The 18,579-nt window shown below is 45.2% G+C and carries 22 protein-coding genes; 2 read left to right on the plus strand and 20 right to left on the minus strand.

Translation table 11 applies throughout. The features are described from left to right. Window positions 1-96 precede the first annotated feature (96 nt). The 13 genes from ACPW7J_RS08225 to ACPW7J_RS08285 all read right to left on the minus strand — a co-directional run bounded on the left by ACPW7J_RS08225 (window position 97) and on the right by ACPW7J_RS08285 (window position 9,822). The gene (locus tag ACPW7J_RS08225) at window positions 97-1,257 is read right to left on the minus strand and encodes an MFS transporter (protein WP_425754937.1); all 1,161 of its coding nucleotides are present in this window, start codon (window positions 1,255-1,257) and stop codon (window positions 97-99) included. A 6-nt stretch (window positions 1,258-1,263) separates the two neighbouring features. Then, window positions 1,264-1,860: a hypothetical protein gene (locus ACPW7J_RS08230; protein WP_425754938.1), complete on the minus strand. Its 597-nt coding sequence runs from the start codon at window positions 1,858-1,860 to the stop codon at window positions 1,264-1,266. A gap of 70 nt (window positions 1,861-1,930) precedes the next feature. Beyond that, window positions 1,931-2,398, minus strand: a complete 468-nt coding sequence (locus tag ACPW7J_RS08235; RefSeq protein WP_425754939.1) for a helix-turn-helix domain-containing protein — start codon at window positions 2,396-2,398, stop codon at window positions 1,931-1,933. A 649-nt stretch (window positions 2,399-3,047) separates the two neighbouring features. Beyond that, the gene (locus ACPW7J_RS08240; RefSeq protein WP_425754940.1) at window positions 3,048-3,500 is read right to left on the minus strand and encodes a GNAT family N-acetyltransferase; all 453 of its coding nucleotides are present in this window, start codon (window positions 3,498-3,500) and stop codon (window positions 3,048-3,050) included. Further along, a complete protein-coding gene (locus tag ACPW7J_RS08245) occupies window positions 3,497-3,967 on the minus strand; it encodes a VOC family protein (RefSeq protein WP_425754941.1) in 471 nt (156 codons plus the stop codon). Before ACPW7J_RS08245 ends, ACPW7J_RS08240 begins: the two co-directional genes overlap by 4 nt. Continuing rightward, entirely contained in the window at window positions 3,957-4,592 is a 636-nt protein-coding gene (locus ACPW7J_RS08250) for a GNAT family N-acetyltransferase (protein ID WP_425754942.1), read from the minus strand. Before ACPW7J_RS08250 ends, ACPW7J_RS08245 begins: the two co-directional genes overlap by 11 nt. Beyond that, window positions 4,570-5,031: an NUDIX hydrolase gene (locus ACPW7J_RS08255; protein ID WP_424960450.1), complete on the minus strand. Its 462-nt coding sequence runs from the start codon at window positions 5,029-5,031 to the stop codon at window positions 4,570-4,572. Before ACPW7J_RS08255 ends, ACPW7J_RS08250 begins: the two co-directional genes overlap by 23 nt. After that, entirely contained in the window at window positions 5,028-5,498 is a 471-nt protein-coding gene (locus ACPW7J_RS08260) for a hypothetical protein (protein WP_425754943.1), read from the minus strand. Before ACPW7J_RS08260 ends, ACPW7J_RS08255 begins: the two co-directional genes overlap by 4 nt. Window positions 5,499-5,570: 72 nt before the next feature. Further along, window positions 5,571-5,867: a hypothetical protein gene (locus ACPW7J_RS08265; protein WP_425754944.1), complete on the minus strand. Its 297-nt coding sequence runs from the start codon at window positions 5,865-5,867 to the stop codon at window positions 5,571-5,573. A 204-nt stretch (window positions 5,868-6,071) separates the two neighbouring features. Then, the gene (locus tag ACPW7J_RS08270; protein ID WP_425754945.1) at window positions 6,072-6,644 is read right to left on the minus strand and encodes a prephenate dehydratase domain-containing protein; all 573 of its coding nucleotides are present in this window, start codon (window positions 6,642-6,644) and stop codon (window positions 6,072-6,074) included. A gap of 239 nt (window positions 6,645-6,883) precedes the next feature. After that, window positions 6,884-7,753 carry an Rpn family recombination-promoting nuclease/putative transposase gene (locus tag ACPW7J_RS08275; protein WP_425754946.1) on the minus strand — a complete coding sequence of 290 codons (870 nt, stop codon included), beginning with the start codon at window positions 7,751-7,753 and terminating at the stop codon, window positions 6,884-6,886. A gap of 241 nt (window positions 7,754-7,994) precedes the next feature. Continuing rightward, window positions 7,995-8,882 carry an NAD(P)-dependent oxidoreductase gene (locus ACPW7J_RS08280; RefSeq protein WP_425754947.1) on the minus strand — a complete coding sequence of 296 codons (888 nt, stop codon included), beginning with the start codon at window positions 8,880-8,882 and terminating at the stop codon, window positions 7,995-7,997. 130 nt (window positions 8,883-9,012) lie between these two features. After that, a complete protein-coding gene (locus tag ACPW7J_RS08285) occupies window positions 9,013-9,822 on the minus strand; it encodes a MerR family transcriptional regulator (RefSeq protein WP_425754948.1) in 810 nt (269 codons plus the stop codon). A gap of 247 nt (window positions 9,823-10,069) precedes the next feature. Between ACPW7J_RS08285 and ACPW7J_RS08290 the strand changes: the two genes are divergently transcribed. Together ACPW7J_RS08290 and ACPW7J_RS08295 are read left to right on the plus strand one after the other, a co-directional pair. Next, the gene (locus tag ACPW7J_RS08290) at window positions 10,070-11,140 is read left to right on the plus strand and encodes a branched-chain amino acid aminotransferase (protein WP_161875408.1); all 1,071 of its coding nucleotides are present in this window, start codon (window positions 10,070-10,072) and stop codon (window positions 11,138-11,140) included. A 1-nt stretch (window position 11,141) separates the two neighbouring features. Then, window positions 11,142-12,335, plus strand: a complete 1,194-nt coding sequence (locus ACPW7J_RS08295) for an ATP-binding protein (RefSeq protein ID WP_425754949.1) — start codon at window positions 11,142-11,144, stop codon at window positions 12,333-12,335. A gap of 86 nt (window positions 12,336-12,421) precedes the next feature. Here the strand turns inward: ACPW7J_RS08295 and ACPW7J_RS08300 are convergent, their stop codons facing one another. From ACPW7J_RS08300 to ACPW7J_RS08330, 7 genes are all read right to left on the minus strand, one after another. Then, on the minus strand, window positions 12,422-14,329 hold the full coding sequence (locus tag ACPW7J_RS08300; RefSeq protein ID WP_425754950.1) for an ABC transporter permease: 1,908 nt from the start codon (window positions 14,327-14,329) through the stop codon (window positions 12,422-12,424). 59 nt (window positions 14,330-14,388) lie between these two features. Then, window positions 14,389-14,973 carry a hypothetical protein gene (locus ACPW7J_RS08305; protein ID WP_425754951.1) on the minus strand — a complete coding sequence of 195 codons (585 nt, stop codon included), beginning with the start codon at window positions 14,971-14,973 and terminating at the stop codon, window positions 14,389-14,391. Continuing rightward, on the minus strand, window positions 14,963-15,643 hold the full coding sequence (locus ACPW7J_RS08310; protein WP_425754952.1) for an ABC transporter ATP-binding protein: 681 nt from the start codon (window positions 15,641-15,643) through the stop codon (window positions 14,963-14,965). The genes ACPW7J_RS08305 and ACPW7J_RS08310 overlap by 11 nt, the downstream gene beginning before the upstream one ends. A 126-nt stretch (window positions 15,644-15,769) precedes the next feature. Beyond that, window positions 15,770-16,615: a sensor histidine kinase gene (locus ACPW7J_RS08315; RefSeq protein ID WP_425754953.1), complete on the minus strand. Its 846-nt coding sequence runs from the start codon at window positions 16,613-16,615 to the stop codon at window positions 15,770-15,772. Window positions 16,616-16,623: 8 nt separating this feature from the next. Then, the gene (locus ACPW7J_RS08320) at window positions 16,624-17,292 is read right to left on the minus strand and encodes a response regulator transcription factor (protein ID WP_425754954.1); all 669 of its coding nucleotides are present in this window, start codon (window positions 17,290-17,292) and stop codon (window positions 16,624-16,626) included. 573 nt (window positions 17,293-17,865) lie between these two features. Further along, window positions 17,866-18,081, minus strand: coding sequence for a hypothetical protein (locus ACPW7J_RS08325; protein ID WP_425754955.1), 216 nt, complete (start codon window positions 18,079-18,081; stop codon window positions 17,866-17,868). Between the two features lie 297 nt (window positions 18,082-18,378). Further along, on the minus strand, window positions 18,379-18,567 hold the full coding sequence (locus ACPW7J_RS08330) for a hypothetical protein (RefSeq protein WP_425754956.1): 189 nt from the start codon (window positions 18,565-18,567) through the stop codon (window positions 18,379-18,381). Window positions 18,568-18,579: the final 12 nt, after the last annotated feature.

The raw sequence follows: 18,579 nt of genomic DNA on the forward strand, positions 1-18,579 counted from the left end.
CATGCACCTCCCATATTTTATTTATTATAGAGGAAGTATTCTCCACTGTCAATCGGCGGAAATACAGCTCACAAAGTTCCATTTCCAAGCAACATTTTAGAAATCAAAAAAACGCCTTTTCTTTGCAAAGATATAGACAAAAAGATTCAGCGGAATGGTAAGAAGCAGCGCCGGATAGAACCATGTCAAATCCAGGTTTCCGTATAAAAATCCGCCAATAACCGGACCCAGGCTCATGCCTAGATCCAGTCCGATATAATAGGTGCTGTTGGCAAGTCCCCGCCGTTCTTCACCCGCCAGCAAAATGGCTGTAGACTGACACACAGAACACATGATCCCGTATCCGCCTGCCATAAACAGCGCTGCCAAAAACATAAAAATGTTGCTGTGCATCCATCCCAGAAGCAAAATGCTGGCAAAGGCACAGCAAAGCCCGCCAAAGAAGAACACGTGAAAAGGCAATCTGTCAAACAGATTTTTCATCGCAAAACGCAGAATTAGCAAGATTATCGCATACAGCGGAAAGAACAGGCTGACCGACACATGGAGACTGCGCTCCTCCACATAGGTTACCAGAAAGGACTGGGTCGCGCAATACGGAATCGCAAACAGCATAATCATCATGGCAATCGGGATCACTTTCCGATCCGCAATCTGCAGGTTTCCTCTCTTTTTTTCTGCAGCATTTTCCTGACGTTGCAATCTCGGCTGCCCTTTGTCCTTGACAAATTGGATCGTCACAGCAACAGCGACAGAACATGCCAGCGCGATGAGGAATGCCGCTCTATAGCCTATGATCTGGTATACACTTACGCCGATTGCCGGCGCTGCCGCCATTGCCAGTGCATTCATCATACCGTAAAATCCCATGCCCGACCCAATTTTCTCTTTTGGAAGCAGGTTGGACATCCAGGTGGACAGGCAGACAGAACAACAGGCAAATCCTACGCCGTTGACAATGCGAGCCGCAAAAATAACGCCTGGATTGGGCGCGAAAACATATCCTAGGCATGCCAATGTCATCAGAACTGCGCCGATGAAAGTCACTTTATATTTACTGCACCGATCCGCAAGATTTCCCACAGAGGGTCTGCAGAACAAAGCGCACAAATTCATCAAGCCGCCAATCATGCCCATGAGTGCCGCTGAAGCGCCTATGCTTCCAGAAAATCCCGTAATCAGAGGTGTTATCAGCATAGGGCTTGCCATATAGAAAAAGCTGGCAGCCAGTATTAAAACAATATCTTTCGTAAGCATTTGCGATCAAATCTCCTCACGCTGAAATTTTACAGTATAAGTTCCAAGCACCTGCCTGCAGGCAATTGCTGCCGCTTCGGGTGCAGAAAATGGCTGTTTTTCGTAGTCTATGACTGGTTCTGTCGCAAATGCAGGCAGTGTCTTTCCAAGACTTTTTCCCCGCGCGTCCCCTTCATGAAAGTTCCATGCAAAGGTGCAGTCGCAAAATTCCTTTTGACTTACGATTACATCAGGCGGCTGCAAAAGATATCCCTCCTCTGCCGCAAAAAAACAGCCCTGGTTCTCTTTCTCTGCAGGACAGCCGCCAGTGATTCCCACTGCCTTATACGAGATGCTCAGAAACGGCGCTGTAAATGTAGCCGTTTTTCCGTCCCGTGCAAAAGAAATTCCATCCCGCTTACTGCTCCAATTTGCAATGTTAATCCACCCTCTCACATCGCCGCGGAACACAGGGGTATTCAGTTCCAGATAAGCATCCTGCCCATCTCTGATTTCTGCATTGATGCGCAACACCGGGCGAAGTGAAGTGAATCCCTCCGGCAGCATCGCCCGCAGCCGGTCCTGTTCTACTTCATATGCCATCACGAATTGTTCAATTCTCATCTTTTTTCTCGCCTCCCACTTTTATTCTCTGAAGACATGCAGGCTTCCGCGTATCCACCTGAAGCTTTGCTTACTTTAACCTGATTTCATAATATCTTGCAAAATGCACTGCAAACAAAATCAGCCCGACCACGGCAATGATAAGTCCAACGCCCGTACCGTTGTTTTCAGGGTAATAATAGTTGATTGCCAAATGAACGGGAAATAGCAGCAAGGCGATTGCAAGCCATAGCCGTTCTATTCTTGCTAAGCTTTTCTGTGCCCTTTCCTGTTTGCGCTGTAGTATAACCAGGTTTTCCTCTGCTTTTTTCCGATATTGCTTTTCTTCCATTCTTTCTCCGGAGAGCAGTTCGTTGACCGTGATATCCAGAATCTCACATAATTCCAACATGATCGAGGCATCCGGACAGCTTTTGCCCGTTTCCCATTTCGAAACTGCCCGATTGGTGATATGCAGTTTTTCCGCTAACTGCAACTGCGTAAGATTCTTTTCTTTACGACAGGCAGCAATAAATGTCCCCATTGTTTCTAAATTCATATTGTGACCTCCTGATTCTCAAGTATACACGACTGCTCGCTTTCAGAAAAGGAACTATCAGTAGACCTCGGCGCATTCCACTGCCAGTTGACCCAAAATTCAGCAGATGTAACCGCAACCAGCCGATCAAAACGCCGTTTCAAGCATTCAGGCATTTTCATATCTATCATGTGTCTTGATAAATATACGAAAAGAACGCTGAATTTGTCGCTGAAGTTCATCTTTTGACACTTTGCCGGACAAACAACGCGGATTGTGTCACTTTTAAAATTTGTGTTCTCGTAAATCTGACACTTTCATGGATTTTTTTCACTAAAAGTGTCAAAAAATATCTAGAAATATTACATACTCGGATTAAACACAAACTATAATTCACCTATTTTTTGTAAGCTTTTAACCTCTCACAACCATTTATATACGCAAATTCTTCTCTGAGAGCAGGAATCTGACACTTCCCTTTAAATTAGGTCATTTAGTGTCAATTTTTCAAAAACCAAAAAAAAGAATCTGACACTTTGCTCCTTAAAATTTACTGATTGTGTCAAAATCCATACGCACAGCAATTCTAGACTTTTTGAAACTTTTCAAGAACAATAAAACTGACCGCGTGATGCCCATTAACAGTTGATTATACAGCACTCCAGCAACGCTACTTTCTCTTTTCCATCGTATAATTGGTCAGCGCGACGCCTTTGCGCACCACCTGATTTTCTGAAATCACGCGATACCCTCTTTTTTCAAAGAAGCCTTTTGCTGTAATGGATGCATGGGTTGTAATCGTTAAGGCTTCTGTGGCTGACTCCAGCACGTCACACAGCATAGACGCAACGCCCTTCCTTTGATAATCTTTATGGACATAAAGCCTGTCCAGATAGCCATCTGCCGCGATATCGCCGAATCCGACGATGCCGTTTCCATCTATGCAGACAACCGTTTCATGCGCTTGAAAAGACAAATTCCAACGATCGAGATCAATCTCTTTGCTCGCCCAAGCATCTATTTGGTTTTCCGTATAATCCTTTCGGTTAATCGAATGCACTGTTTCGTAAAACAATTCTGCCAGTGCACTGCAGTCTGACGCCTGATAAGACCTGATTCTCATTCTGTCAATTCACCCAAACTTTCATATACATACGTCAGTGGCACATCCATTCGCCCTGCAATCTGCTGCGGCGTCATCCCTTCTGTCAGAAATCGCTTGCAGACTGCCTGCATATTCTCCCCGACTTCAATGATGTGTTGATCCGGGTCATAAAAGCGAACAACACGCTGTCCCCACCTATGCTCTTTTATGTCATGTACATATTGCAATGCAAAATCTTTCAATCTCTCTGCAAAATCATCGAAATCGTCTTCTTCAAAATACATTTCGGCATTATTAGCGCCAAAGGACACTTTTTTTGTTTCAATAAAAGTCTCCCAGCTTTCTAAGGTTTGCAGACAAAGTCCGCCCGTCAGGGTTTTGTTTGCGCCGAAATCCAAAATGACATCAAGTCCTAGCACTTTTTGATAAAACTGTACGGATCTGTCCATATCTGTTACAACAAGCATTGGATTTTTAATCTTCATCCTCGTAACCTCCTGTATTTTTTGATGCTTTCGCAAAATACAATATATCAAATTCTTTTACCTGCTCGCGGTTTCGCGCATCGTCATAAATATCCGACTCATAATACGCGCCACCTTCTGCACCTGCCAAATAGCCTGGTATCAATTCCATACCCATAAACGCCGGATAATTATATCCATTGCAATCCGTAATGCCCCATGAGGAAGCCTCTTTAAATCCAAACTGCGGATAATACTCTGGTCTGCCAAAAAACAAAATCGCTCCAAAGCCTAACGCCTTCGCTTTCTCAATCATGTGGTGCATAAGCGCTTTTCCGACACCCTGTCTTTGATACGCCGGCAAGACGCTGATAGGACCAAAGTTTAAGACAGAAATACGACCTGCAGACGTTTTTACTTCGGCTCTACTGCAAATGATATGACCGACTACCACGCCGTTTACCTCTGCAACAAAACTAAGTTCCGGTATCCCGTCTTTCTTCCGCAGCGCATGTACCATCCAGTGTTCAAACGGACAGCCGATGCCCCCCTGTTCGATTCTTCCCGGATATGAAAACGCCATTCTGGTAATCTCCTCAACTCTGCGGTAATCCTTTTCCTGTTCAGTTCTGATTACGATGTTCATCTAAAATTCCTTTCTGTACGCGCCGCTGTATCTCTGCAATGAGCAGAGGCTGTATCTCCGGATACGTCCAGACCTGCGGCAGCTGATCAAACAGCTGAATTCGTTCCATCTCACTGTGCAGTTCTCTGCTGAATTCCATTATTTCTGCGTAATACAGCATCCCGTACAATTCTTCACCGGTTTCATTGACTCTGTTTTTCCCGATGACGGAATACACGCATACAGGTTCAATGGAAAACTGAATTGCTCCAGTTTCCTCCATCAGTTCTCTCTTTGCAGCCTGCAAAATAGTTTCTCCTTGTTCTCTGTGCCCGCCGGGAATTTCATAAGTATCTCGCTCTTTATGCTTGCAAAACACCCACTTATCCTCTGCCTTTGCAGCAATCACCGCAAATTTTAGCCGTTTATCCTCAACGCTTTCATAAAAATTTACTTTCATTTGATTTCCTTCCTGTGTCCAAGGTGAATGCCGATATGTCCGACTGCAAGAATCAAAACTGCAGCCAGCAAGAATATGTTTCTCCCATAGAGCGCTAAAAGCAAAAATGCCAGAACTGGCAATGTCGCCCCGGCTACCGGAATGCCAAGCAGACTGCTGTAAAAGTCCTCCATCCTTTGACGGCTCCTAAAATACCGAATCCAAAAAACTTCATATAATATCATGCAAAGAAAGGCTGCCGCAAGAATGTATGTCCTGCCTGTTATCGTACCAATATTAAAATCTGTAAAGATTAGCGCGCAGCAGGTCACCAGCACCTCTCCAATCCGCTCAAAAATCAGCAGAATCCTATTCTCATTGACAACATACCGGTCATAACCCGCCGGTTTATACCTGCTCCAAATCACATTAGGTACTAACAGCAACAGTAAAAAAATAAGACCGATATAAGAAAAACCTAACGACATGAAACCCCTCCCCTTTGCCTATTAATTATATCATAAATTTCTAGCGCCATGTAATGTGTTTTGCAGAAATCTTCAATTTATAACAACATGCTCCGGAGATAAGAAAAGAAATATCGCAAGCCAGACAAGTAGATAAAGCTCCAGAGGAAAGAAAGCCATAATTCCTCCCAGAACATAAAAAGCACGAAATCTCATGTGCTTCTTTTTTCTCTGCCTGCCAATGCACACAAGTGCAATTCCAAGCAGCGATACCAGAATAGGAAAACAAAGAAACAGAAAGAACTCTATACCACATAAATCAATCATGAAAAAAACAATCAGTATGGATACTGCCAATAATAGCCCAATTAAGAATTTTTTGTGTTCCATTCTTACCTCCTCTCAAAAATGATAGTTCTTTACTTCATTATATTATATAATGTCAATTTTAACAATGGGCGAATCGTAGAGTTTTCATTTAAACAGTTCCTATTAGCCACCAGTATAACACAAATTCCTAATACCATGTGAAGTTCTATCATAGAAAAAGGAACCTGCCAACACCTGACAAGTTCCTATTTTCATGCATTTAATTTATTTGATCTTAACCAAAGAAAAAGTAGTTCCGTTGTGTTCCAAATCCTCAACATCCGCTTTTAATAGTATCAGATTGTTTTCAAGACCCGCATTCATGCTGCAAAGTACTGCCGTATCTCGACTCAATTCTCCCATACTCAGCGATCTGGCTGCAAAAGCCGTATCCTGTACCTGCATATGCTCCGCGCCTGGAAACAGCATTCTCACATTCTTCTCGCATTCCCGCAGTGCTTCCGGATGCGACGCAATAATCTTAATCTCCTCCTCTTTCACATCGGCGTCCTTTACAAACAGGCAATGATGAATGTCAAAGCTGACAGAATCCAGAATATCCAGTCCCACATCCTTTGTAGCATTCTTCGTTTCCATGACTTCGCCAGCAACGTCTGTGCTAAACGCCATAACGCCATAATCTATCTCTTTATTTTGCAAAGCTTTTACAACATTCACCGATGAAAGCAGCGGACGCAGTGTCAGCGTGTCAAAATTCAACTCCACAGCAAGCATTCTGGCAGCTCTGTGATTGTTGCTGTTCTCGATACCCTGATAACCAATTACAATATTTTTCATCTGTTATCCCTCCAATTTTTTCTTTCCGTATTTCACCATACTGCCGTCCCACTGCTTTTCGCTGCGGCAGATAATCAAATTTGCTACCGTATTTCCGAACGTGTTCTGCGTCGTTAAAGCAAGTGATTCTGTAGGCGAACTTCCGGTGATAGATGTTAAATAATTTCAAAAAAAAGAACCACGCTACGAAAAATACCCGTCTCATGGCTCTCTGTTCTTTCTGTGGTTCTACTTCATATTTACAACTTTTCGATCTTCTCAACAGGTAAACCCGTCATCTCAGCAATCTGCTGAATCTCCATGCCGCTAGCCTTCAGCTTTGTAGCAATAGATTTCTGCATTTCTTCTTTTTCCAGGCGACCTTCCTGCAGTCCAATCTCAATGCCTTCTTCCCGGCTTCTCTGTTTCTCCATGCGATATTCTTCTTCCAGAGTCATGACTTGCTTCAGCTCCTCCCTCTGATTTAGCGCCGTAACTTCTCCATGTATCTTTTGGATAAAAGCGTCCCCTTCATCTGCATCGCCGCTTTTCAAATACGCGTACAGCGACCTCAACTGCTCCGGCACATTCTCCTCTTTACACATGATGTTCAATATCAGTGTATACGATTCATCGCCTAATGGCAAGTGATTTTTCTCGTTATACATCTCAAATTCGTACATGGGTTCTCCCAGTCCAAAGTAATCAAAGAAGCAGATAAAAATCACATACACTGGCTTTAACTGCCCGTAATTCTCTCCCGTCGGCAAAATATGTAAATCTGTACCGGCATGATAATATCTGCTTCGCTTTGGAAGATGCTTTTCTCTCTGCACCTGCAGTTCTATATCCGCCCACCCCATTTCACCACCAAAAAGCACATCCAATCGAATGCTTTTAGCAGAAATACCATTTAGAATGGTCTTCTCTGCCTGGGCAAAACTGTTAGTTTCTGGATTCTCCTGAAATCGAATCCCAAGGATTTCTTTATCTGGAAAAATCCGCCGAAGCAGTTCTCTGCACAGTAACTCCTGCTGCATGATAATAGCAAATACCAGTCTGTTACTAAAGGGATATTGAATCTGGTCTGTATGTGCTGTCTGATTTGTCCTGATTTCCGGTTCCATCATACACTCCTCTGATTCTAATATTTTGTAATATTTGTAATTTATTTCCTTTAAATACAATTTAAGTATACAACGTGTACCATCAAAAATCAAGTCAATTATGAAAAAAATCTGTATACAAAAAACGATATGCTCCCTTCCGGATAACAAGTTTTTATTTTTTACTTGTTTATTGTCTACCTGGAAGGGAGCATATCACTGCTGCATGCAGACAGCTCCGTTCTGTTTCTATGCTTTTTTACTACTACTTCAAATATTCCCGTATATTCTCCACCGCTTTTTCACCAAGCCTCTTTCGCGCATTATACGTAAATCCGGTGACACGCGGAGAAATGGAAACGTTCTTCTGCTGCTGATACCACTCAAGTTTGTCTTTATGTACAGCGCCAAAGTCTAAAATCGCATAGCCGTCGCTGCCGATCCACTTTTCAAAAGCAGTCTGATCAAAGGATGGTCCCACGCCTACATTAATAAAAATCTTGTGGGTCCCCATTTTAGAAAACTCCTCATCAGACATGACAATCTGATTTCTGGTGATGGCAGTCAAAATCACGTCACTTCTCTCCAGCAGTTCTTCTTTTTCCATATATTGATATGGACAGTTTTCTTTCTGGTGCCTGTTGTAGTATGCCACGTCCATGCCGAAGAATGCCGCAGCGTCCGCAATCAGTCCGCCTAAAGTTCCAAGACCGATTACCCCTAGCTTCATACCGCCCAATTCCCGCTGTTCATCATAGAAAGCAATGTCGCCCAGACCCTTCACCATTCTAACCAGGTCACTGATTACGAATTCCGCCACACCGTTATCGCCGTAATCTCTAACGCCGGTTACAGTAATATCATGCGCTCTGCAGTAAGGAATATCTACATTGCAGGCATGTTCATTAAAATAAGTACAGCATAAGCCGATATAACGCAGATTCGGCGCTTTTGCCAAAGCCGCACCCGAAATCTGCGTGTTCCAGGATACCATGATTGCATCCGCATCTTTGATTCTATCCGCAATCACATCCGGGTCTTTCGGAAAGTCCTCATAGCTGACAACCTCCTCTGCCGCTTCTTCAAGCTGCGGCTTTACGAATTCCATGATACCGCAGTCATCTACCAAAACCAGTTTTTTAAATCGTTTCATCGACTTATCCTCCATCTGTTCAATATTAAACTGCTTTCATTATGACATATCCCCGCGCAATTTTCAATTTACTTTTTTTCAACATCGGGTTTCGCAGGGGTTCTCCTTCTCTCCTGTAAAGCTACCCCCGTTATTCCGTTTTATGTTTCACCGGAAAGTAAATCTCTGTTTCCCATTCCTCCGGCGGCAGCTTATCAAAAGCTGTCTTGCGATAAATTTCAAAAGGCGCGCCAGCAAGAGCATAGCCTGAAGCTTTCAGCCAGCCGAACACCCTGCCGTAGGCGTCAGGCAGCGCAGCATAAGGTCCTTTGTGTATCGTCGAGGCACAGAGCATAGCAGGCATCACTTTGTCCGCCTTTTCCTCCTCTGACACAAGTACCGCAAGCTCCGTATCATTGCATGCCGGATCAAAGGTTTCATCATGATAAATTGCCATGGTCAGTCCCGACGCTGTAATGCCCTCTGTAATGACCCGTTGAAAAAGCCTGGCGTAATGATCGCCGAAAGCCGAAACCGGCATCGTCTCCCGCACTGAAATCAGCGCCATCCGCTCTGACTCTTTTAATATTACTTCATATTGATTTTGATAACTCATCAAATCACCTGTCCTTTCAAACTCTGCCAGATGGCTGTCCATTTCATGAATGGTGACAGAAAGCCGCTCCACTTCACGAACCAGACGCAGCCTCTGACCCTTTAGCTGTCTGTGCAGTTCCTTTTCAGAAGAAATCTGCAGTAACTCCTGAATTTTCGCAAGGGAAAAACCGTACCGTTTCAGACGATCGATCAAAAGCATTCTGCCGATCTGCTCCTCGCTGTAATAACGATATCCTGTGTCCCCATCTACTTCCTGCGCCGAAAGCAGACCGATTTTGTCGTAATAGTGCAGTGTTTTTACTGTGACGCCGCAGGCTTTTGACATCTGTCCAATGGTAAGCACGTCTATCCCTCCTAGAAAAAAATTGTCTCGAGACAGCCACCAGCAAGGCGACCTACCTATACTATACCCCATGCCCTAAGAGGAGAGTCAAGAGATTTTTGAAGCCAAAGCTTCTCTGAAGCAATCGGCAAAATATTTGTTATGAAATACAACAAACATACGCAGGACTTGTTGACAGCGTACAATTTCAGGAGTAAAATATGAGGTAGATTTTTGAAGAATTCTAAACAAAGAGAGGGATAAAAATATGAAATACGATTTTCCAGTAACCAAGAACCCGAACCCGGGCAAAAAGCCAGAATCTAAGGGACTCAGATTCGGCACAGTTTTCACGGATCACATGTTCATCATGGATTACAATCCTGCTGACGGCTGGAACAACGGCCGCATCGTGCCTTACGGTCCGATTGAACTGGACCCGGCAGCTGTCGTGCTCCACTACGGACAGGAAATGTTTGAAGGACTGAAAGCCTATAAAACACCGGAAGGCAGAGTGCAATTGTTCCGTCCTTATATGAACGCAAAGAGAACCAACAATACCAACGACAGACTCTGCATTCCGCAGATTGACGAAGATCTCTTCGTGGAAGCCATTAAAGCTTTAGTGAAAGTCGATCAGGACTGGATTCCGCAGGGTGAAGGCACTGCCCTTTACATCAGACCGTTCATCTTCGCGGACGAACCATTCCTGGGCGTCAGACGTTCCAATACCTACAAATTCATGATCATCTTAAGCCCTGTAGGTCCTTACTTTGAAAACGGACTGGCACCGACCAAGATGTACGTAGAGGATGTTTATGTCAGAGCTGTCAAAGGCGGCACCGGCGAAGCCAAGTGCGGCGGAAACTACGGCGCCAGCCTGAAAGCACAGGAAATCGCCCACGAAAAAGGCTATGAACAGATTCTCTGGCTGGACGGTATTGAAAAGAAATACATCGAGGAAATCGGCGCTGCCAACGCTTTCTTTGTCATCGGCGACGAAGTGGTAACCAGCGAACTCAACGGCTCCATCCTGCCGGGCATCACCAGAAACTCCATCATCGCCCTCTGCAAGAAGAAAGGTATTAAAGTTTCCGAACGAAAGATTTCCATCGACGAGCTGGAAGAAGCCTACAGAGCAGGTCAGCTGAAAGAAATGTTCGCTTCCGGTACAGCAGCTATCGTATCCCCAGTTGGAGAACTCCTTTACAAGGGCGAAAAAATGGTCATCAACAACAACGAAATCGGCCCTGTTGCTCAGGAAATGTACGACACCATCTACGGCATCCAGACCGGCAAGCTGGAAGACTTCATGGACTGGACGGTAGCAGTAGAATAAGATGAAAGCGCAGTTACAACGTCTGAACAGACAGCTTTGCGCCCTCTCCGTTTTTCGGAGTATTCTGGACACGCCGGTCGTGTCAGGTCTCCAAAAACTCATATATGCCATGGATAAAGGCTCTGTAGAAGAACAAGTTTCCGCCTGCGGAGCCTTTACAAAGGCAATCTATGAAGAAGGCGGCAGTCTGTCTGCCTTTGTTTTACACTATATTAGAAATGACGAAAATGTCTTTCTGCAAAAGAAACTGGCAGGGGAAGAAATTCGTCCTGCCATCATACACAGCCTAAAATCTGATCTTGCGGCTCTGCAAACTCTGGCGGAACTAGACGCGGTGCAGGTTACAGCGTCCATCGACTGGGATGGACTTCCCCTTTGGGATACAGAAAAAGTCTGCCTGCAGGAAGCCTATGACGAGATGCTTGCAAACCTTTCCACAAAAGGCTTCGGCATCTTCGCCCGCTTCCGTGCCTTTAAAGTCAAAGACGGCGCGCTGGTACCTGTCAAACATGCTGACGAACAGACCATCGATCAGCTTTACGGTTACAGCAGAGAGCGGAATCAGGTGCTGGAAAATACCAAAGCCCTGGCAGAGGGCTGCGGTGCCAGCAACGTACTACTTTACGGAGACGCCGGCACCGGAAAATCCTCCACCATTAAAGCCTGCGCCAACGCTTGCTTTGCAGACGGCGTTCGCCTGATCGAATTTGATAAAAGTCAGCTTTCCGACATTCCTGCGCTCATGGAAGCGCTGGCGGAAAACCCGCTGAAGTTCATCTTCTATATCGACGACTTGAGTTTCTCTGAGGGCGACAGCGCATTTTCCTGCCTCAAAGGCATTCTGGAAGGCGGCGTTACCGGGCATGCCGCCAATATTGCAATTTATGCGACCAGCAACCGCAGACATCTGGTGAAGGAATCCATCGAAGCAAGACAAGGCTCCGGTCTTCATTTAAACGATACCCTGCAGGAAACCATGAGCCTTTCCGCTCGCTTTGGGCTGACCATCACTTTCTCCAAACCGGAGAAAGACCTCTATCTGGAAATCGTAGGAAGCCTTGCAAAGGAATACGGACTGACCATAGATGACGCAGAGCTTTTCAAAAGAGCGGAAGCCTTTGCCATCCGTTCAAACGGCAGAAGTCCGCGTACCGCCAAGCAATTCGTACAGCTAGCGAAAATCGGACTGAAATAAATACGCATTATAAAAAGCATTCCAAAAACCGCCTGTATGAAAGAATCCAAACATGCAAGCGGTTTTTCTGTATAATTCACAGCAAATTACGTATACATCCGCAGCCGCTCTATAACGCTGTCCCGCACCGTCTTTTTCTGCAGTACCAGCGGAATCACAATGCAAATGGCAAAGAGAAACATCACGCCGCACAAAAGCGCTGCCCACGGATAGGAAAAGGTAAAATACGCAATACGCTGGTTCACCAGCTGCCGCATTCCATAGAGCACGCCGCTGCCGGCTGTTAGCGTCAGACCTGTCACAATCAGACTATAAAAGATCCCTTCTAACACAATACTTTTCCGGAGCTGCTTTCGCGTCATCCCCAGACTTTCCATGACGGCAAACTCTTTCCGACGTGCCGTAAGCCCTGTCAGCGTCACATTGATATAGTTCAGAAGTCCCATGGACAGAAGCACCAGACAAATGCCGCCCATAATCACTCTGCTGGAACCAATATAGTCCCTTGCCGCCGTAAGCAGATCCGATTTGGCGGTAATCTCTAAAATCCCCTGCTCATACTGCAAATCTGCAGGGTGCAGCTTCTTTTGCGCCCGGTTATAAGCAGAAACCATACGATCCGCCTGGGCTTTTACAAGAGGTTCCGATGCTGATTCCACGTTAAAGTCCAGCCTGAAAATCCGTTCCGGAAGTCCCATCCGCGCAAACCCCTCTTCACTGACCAGAAAATAGAGGATGCTAGGTCCATTCCAAGTCGTCATCATGTTCGGAAATCCCTTTGCGGTAAAGTCCAGATAACCGCTGCATTCCATCTGGGTCTTCCGATCTTTCGCTAGGCTAAAAAGCTGCGCTGGCTGTCCTACCGCCTCCCTGCTTTTTTCTTCCATAGCCTGCGATAAATTATGGTAATGCAATACGATAAAGCCTTTCCCCGCGCGCACTGCATCCATGTCGACCATCTCCGACAGTTCCTTTTCCTCTACATACCTCGCAAGTTCTTCCAGCACATCATCATGGAGCGTCTGCACCACAAAGGGCAGAAATGTCTCATGTTCAAGTTTCCAGGAGGCAAGACGCATGGATAAAGCGGTTTCACTACTCTTCACCCTGCCAAAACCGCCGTCGACCGTCTCTGCCTCTGTCACACCAGGTAGGTCGAGTAATTCTTGCGCAAAATCAGGATCAAAATGGATCTCATCATCGGTGTAGTCCTCCGCCGTCATGGCAGAAGCTCCGCACATAATACTAAAATCCTGATTATCATATTCAATCTGTGCTGTCTGATCAAGTCCTGTTGAAAGCACGACCGCACTTAAAAAGACTGTCATAGAAAGAGTCAGGGAAATGACCGCAATCACAAATCGTTTTCTATAGCGAAATAAATTTCTGCATGCCAGAAGCGCCAGACTGAAGCGCTGATTTCCTGGCTTCTGTTTCTTTCTGCGCCTTGCAGAAAGTCCTACAAATTTTACCGCCTCAATCGGCTGCATGCTTATGACTTTCATCATGGCAAGGGACGTTGCCGCAAATGTGACAAAGACGCCAAATCCCACTGCAAATACCAAAATCCACGGTTTAAACGCAATCATAGCCGACGCGCTGCCAAACTCATGCAAATACAGATTTTCGAGGAGTTTTGGCACGATAAAAACCATCATTGCCATACCGGCTGCCATTCCCAGCAGGCAGCCTTTGCACACAATCCAGCTTGTTTGTCTGTATACAATCCGTGCCAGTTGTCCTTTGGTCGTCCCCAGCGTCTTTAAAAGACCATACTGCCGCACATGCTCCACCATAGAAATGCTCATGATATTATAAAGAAGCAGCCAGGCGCCTGCAAAGATGACGATGGCCAGAATCACCGCAACGTCAAAACCGCCGGCAAATTCATAGATTGCGCTGTAGGTCAACGCATTTCCGCCGAAAAACTGCTGTGTGTCATCGGTCATTTCCACGTCTTGATACAATCTGTCCTCTGCCGTCTCTCCGTCCAAACTGTCCTGCTGCTTGATTAAAAGCGTGGTATGCTGCTGCGACGCCAGATGTTCCTTTTCTAAAAATCGCTCTGAAAAAAACCATAGGGAGGCGCTTTTGCCGCTTCCACATATTCTGTATAATATCCGGAAAGCCGAAAGGTCTGCTGCAGCCTTTGTCCTCCTGTCGTCTGCATCGTTACATCAATTTCCATGCCGAGGTGAGGCTTTGCAATCCCCAAATCAGAAAGCGCCCGCATTGGCAGCATCACTTCATCTGCTTCTTTTGGATATACGCCGTGTATATCACTGTAAGCCGGCGCCTGCATGGTTTCGAAAGCCGTTTCGTCCAGAACCAGACAGATAAATTCCTCCGTTTCGCCGATATAGACTTCTTTTCCCACGGCTTTAATATAGTCCAGGTTTTCGATGATCGCAATTTGTTCTTCTGTGGCATGCTCCAGCGTCGTCGATGCAGTCGTTCCCATCATTCTCGCGTAAAGCAGGCAGTCCGCCTCCAGTTTTCCTGCGGACAGGCTGAATACAGAAAAAATCAGAAGAACGACAAAGGCAACCGCGCAGGTGAGCACTCTGTTTCGGTTCAGATTTGCCTGATACAGTCTTCGTGACAAAAGGCGCAGCACTTCTCTATTGTTATTCCGCATCACTGCCTCCCCTTACTTTTCCATCCTCAATCCGAATCATCCGATCTGCCATCTGCGCAATTTCCTCGTTATGAGTCACAAGCACCATCGTCTGTCCAAAGCGTGCCGCGCTTGCCTTTAGCAGTCCGATGACTTCCAGACCGGTTCTGGAATCCAGATTTCCCGTAGGCTCGTCCGCAAGAATGACCGCAGGTTTGGTCATTAACGCTCTTGCAATAGCCACTCTCTGCTGCTGTCCGCCTGAAAGGGTTTCCGGCATACTGCAGAGTTTATCTTCTATGCCAAGAACTTCTACTACTTGCGCAAAGAACGCTGCGTCCAGTCCTGCGCCGTCCAGCTTTAAAGGCAATGTAATATTTTCTTCCACGCTCAAAATCGGCAGCAGATTATAGTTCTGAAACACGAATCCGATATTTCTTCTGCGAAATACGGTCAGTTCTTCCTGGGTCAACTGTTCCAGATTTCTGTTTCTGATTGTGACGCTGCCTCCTGTCGGCTGATCCAGACCGCCCAGCATATTGAGCAGCGTAGTCTTTCCGCTGCCGGACGAACCGATGATTGCCGCAAACTCCCCTTCTTCTATGGAAATACTTACTCCATCCAGCGCTCGCACCGCGCAGGGCGGTACTGCGTAAATTTTTTGCAGATTCTCTGTTTTGACAACTTCCATCTAAACACCTTCCTTTCTGCCTCTATCCTACCAAATAGTATTTACAATTTCCTTACAAAAAGAAAAACTGTCCCCGCAAAATTACACCCTGTGTATTTTGCCGCACAGTTTTCTCCTGTCTTATTATCATCGCGCAGGCAGAAAAATCGATACTTTCAGACCCTGCTTCTGCCTTTTTACTTTCATAAATCCGTCATGCTGGCTGATGATTTCCCTCGCCAAATAAAGTCCGATGCCAAATCCTTCCTCCACCGTCACGCGTTTTCCTCGGTAAAACCGCTGAAAGATCAGATTTTCTTCTCCCTCTTCTATGCCAATGCCGTTATCCTCCACGGAAATTTCCGTAAACATGGCATTCTTTTCTGCTTTGATCAGAATCCTTCCGCCATCCTGCATGTATTTCACACTGTTATCCAAAAGATTTACCACTGCTTCTCCCAGCCAGTTCGCGTCGTGGGGCACAGATAAACCCGGGTCCATGGAAAGCTGCACATCAATGTGCTTTTCCAGCGCCTGCTGACGTATCTGCAAAATGCAGGAAAGCAATGTTTCGTGCAGACTGCAGGATTCTTTTCGGATTTGTATGACGCGGCTCTCCAGCCTCGCCATTTTTATAAAACTCTCCGTTAAAAACCGAATTCTCTGCTCTGCGGCAATGACAGCCTGAAAGTAAGCCGTCTGCTCCTGCGCCGAAAGGTTTTCCGAAGAAAGAAGTTCCAGATAGCTTTCCATATTCGCAAGAGGATTGCGCAGCTGATGGGCAATTTCACTGATCAGCTCCTTCAGTCCATCTCGTTCTCTGCACACTTGCTGCTTGCTCTCCCAGATCTGATCGGAAAGCCTGACTAACTGATGAGAAATCTTCGACGGCAGCGTATCTGAAATACAATCCGCGAGTTCCAGCCTCTTGCCGTGATTTATGGTTTCTAGCGCTTCAGATAGTTCCTCCAGCGCTTTTTTTGTATTTCGCATCGCACTTCCTACTTTCCAAAAGTATAACCTATTCCAAATACATTCCTGATGAAAATCGGTTCCTCCAGATTGGGCTCGATTTTCTTTCTCAGTCTGCTCAGCGTCACATTTACGGTATTTTCCTCTACAAAAGCGCCGTCCGCGTCCCAGACCTGTTCCAGCATCATTTCTCTGGTCACGACTCTGCCCCGGTTTTTTACAAGAAGCTCCAGCACTTTATATTCCTTGGCAGTCAAATTGATGGCTTCACCCCGATAGGTTACCGACTTTCTGTCAAAGTCCATTGCAAGTTCCAGATAGGAAAATCGCTGATTCTGACCGCTGCTCCTGCGCAGGATCGCCTCCACATGTTTCAAAAGCACCGCCATGGGAAACGGTTTGACAAGATAATCGTCCGCGCCAAGATCAAAAGCTCGAATCATGTCACTTTCATCATCTCTTGCCGTCAAAAACATCACCGGCGTCTGCCCGGATTCTCGAACACGCCTGCAAAGTGTAAAACCATCGCCTGCAGGCAGATTCACATCCACAATGAATAAATCCGGCTGCTTGTCAATCAGCACCGTTCCTTCCCCGTAGGAATGCGCCCTGTCTACCGCATAATCTGCTTTTTTCAACGTCTGATACAACGCCTCGTTGAACAGCCTGTCATCCTCCACAATGGCAATCCGCTTCATCCTTGACTCCTTTCATGCCCATTCGTTTCTATTGTAGCAAAGAAATCCGAAAAGGGAAATACTTTTCTTTGGGCATGACACAGCAAAGACGCAAACCGAAAGTTTTGCAAAGTCATTCAAATTAGCGGTTGCCTGCACAACTTTCTCATCCCGAAAAACCTAAGAGTTTTGCAAATCAAGCCAATTCGACTTCAATTGCACAACTTTACATCAAATCAACCCTCGAAAGTTTTGCAAGGTTATTCAAATCAGCGGTTGCCTGCACAACTTTGTCATCCCGAAAAACCTAAAAGTTTTGCAAATCAGGCTGATTCGACTTCAACTGCACAACTTTACATCGAATCTGCCCTCGAAAGTTTTGCAAAGTCATTCAAATCAGCGGTTGCCTGCACAACTTTGTCATCCCGAAAAGCCTAAGAGTTTTGCAAATCAATCTGATTCGACTTCAATTGCACAACTTCAACCATCCTGTGGGCACATTCTAAAGCCGTGGTAGGCATGTTAACGTGGGGAATTTTGGATATAGAATTCTATTTTTCAGCAATTACTGCCATTTACAGCATACGAAATGCATCAAAATTCGTTTTCTTTCCCATCTTCTTCTGCTTTCTCAAGTGTTTCTAAAAGCTTTTCCAAAGTCTTATGATACTGATCGTAGCAGTAACCTAAGAAAAACGCAATCGGTCCAACTGCTGCAGACAAAATAATAATAGGGTTTACTGTTGTAAAGCATGCAATAAGGATGCAGCCAATAGTAATTGCTGGTAATATAAACTTCATATGCTTCATTGCATTTCCTTCCTTTCAAAACTGCGCCTTATAGTTCTTTTCCCTATTTACAAGTTTTTTTCACAGTCTCGTCTTTTTTAGAAAATCCAATATGTATTAATACAAAAGAGATCGCGTAAGATATTATCACAAAAATTGCACTGACTGGATTTAAAAAATCATACCACCTCATCGTAAAGTCCTTGCCACTCATAATACAAATATACCTTGCAACTTCACTTATTTCTAAGATCATCGCAACAACAAGACTTGTTAGTAGCATCATAACAAGACCTACAATCTTTATAGTATTTTTATTCATTTCATTCCTTTCAGCCTATCAACAAACGCCACGATTATTCCAACTATGATAGCATAAAGAACAAAAGCTCCACCTTTTACAATAGGCGACAAAGTTACTAAATTGTCACCAACTAGTTCAAATGCGATTATAATTATTGCAATTGCTACTAATATTATAATGCTTTTTATCGTTGCCTTTTTCATAATTGCCCCCTT

The sequence above is a fragment of the Ihubacter sp. rT4E-8 genome, assembly GCF_049852125.1.
GTDB lineage: Bacteria > Bacillota > Clostridia > Peptostreptococcales > Anaerovoracaceae > Senimuribacter.

Excerpts from the sequence above, each read along its gene's own strand:
- ACPW7J_RS08235 (WP_425754939.1), bottom strand. The coding sequence starts at position 2,398 with ATGAATTTAGAAACAATGGGGACATTTATTGCTGCCTGTCGTAAAGAA.
- ACPW7J_RS08270 (WP_425754945.1), bottom strand. The coding sequence starts at position 6,644 with ATGAAAAATATTGTAATTGGTTATCAGGGTATCGAGAACAGCAACAAT.
- ACPW7J_RS08305 (WP_425754951.1), bottom strand. The coding sequence starts at position 14,973 with ATGCGGAATAACAATAGAGAAGTGCTGCGCCTTTTGTCACGAAGACTG.
- ACPW7J_RS08315 (WP_425754953.1), bottom strand. The coding sequence starts at position 16,615 with ATGCGAAATACAAAAAAAGCGCTGGAGGAACTATCTGAAGCGCTAGAA.
- ACPW7J_RS08295 (WP_425754949.1), top strand. The coding sequence starts at position 11,142 with ATGAAAGCGCAGTTACAACGTCTGAACAGACAGCTTTGCGCCCTCTCC.
- ACPW7J_RS08330 (WP_425754956.1), bottom strand. The coding sequence starts at position 18,567 with ATGAAAAAGGCAACGATAAAAAGCATTATAATATTAGTAGCAATTGCA.
- ACPW7J_RS08230 (WP_425754938.1), bottom strand. The coding sequence starts at position 1,860 with ATGAGAATTGAACAATTCGTGATGGCATATGAAGTAGAACAGGACCGG.
- ACPW7J_RS08245 (WP_425754941.1), bottom strand. The coding sequence starts at position 3,967 with ATGAAGATTAAAAATCCAATGCTTGTTGTAACAGATATGGACAGATCC.
- ACPW7J_RS08275 (WP_425754946.1), bottom strand. The coding sequence starts at position 7,753 with ATGATGGAACCGGAAATCAGGACAAATCAGACAGCACATACAGACCAG.
- ACPW7J_RS08310 (WP_425754952.1), bottom strand. The coding sequence starts at position 15,643 with ATGGAAGTTGTCAAAACAGAGAATCTGCAAAAAATTTACGCAGTACCG.
- ACPW7J_RS08265 (WP_425754944.1), bottom strand. The coding sequence starts at position 5,867 with ATGGAACACAAAAAATTCTTAATTGGGCTATTATTGGCAGTATCCATA.
- ACPW7J_RS08290 (WP_161875408.1), top strand. The coding sequence starts at position 10,070 with ATGAAATACGATTTTCCAGTAACCAAGAACCCGAACCCGGGCAAAAAG.
- ACPW7J_RS08280 (WP_425754947.1), bottom strand. The coding sequence starts at position 8,882 with ATGAAACGATTTAAAAAACTGGTTTTGGTAGATGACTGCGGTATCATG.
- ACPW7J_RS08325 (WP_425754955.1), bottom strand. The coding sequence starts at position 18,081 with ATGAAGCATATGAAGTTTATATTACCAGCAATTACTATTGGCTGCATC.
- ACPW7J_RS08240 (WP_425754940.1), bottom strand. The coding sequence starts at position 3,500 with ATGAGAATCAGGTCTTATCAGGCGTCAGACTGCAGTGCACTGGCAGAA.
- ACPW7J_RS08225 (WP_425754937.1), bottom strand. The coding sequence starts at position 1,257 with ATGCTTACGAAAGATATTGTTTTAATACTGGCTGCCAGCTTTTTCTAT.
- ACPW7J_RS08320 (WP_425754954.1), bottom strand. The coding sequence starts at position 17,292 with ATGAAGCGGATTGCCATTGTGGAGGATGACAGGCTGTTCAACGAGGCG.
- ACPW7J_RS08260 (WP_425754943.1), bottom strand. The coding sequence starts at position 5,498 with ATGTCGTTAGGTTTTTCTTATATCGGTCTTATTTTTTTACTGTTGCTG.
- ACPW7J_RS08255 (WP_424960450.1), bottom strand. The coding sequence starts at position 5,031 with ATGAAAGTAAATTTTTATGAAAGCGTTGAGGATAAACGGCTAAAATTT.
- ACPW7J_RS08250 (WP_425754942.1), bottom strand. The coding sequence starts at position 4,592 with ATGAACATCGTAATCAGAACTGAACAGGAAAAGGATTACCGCAGAGTT.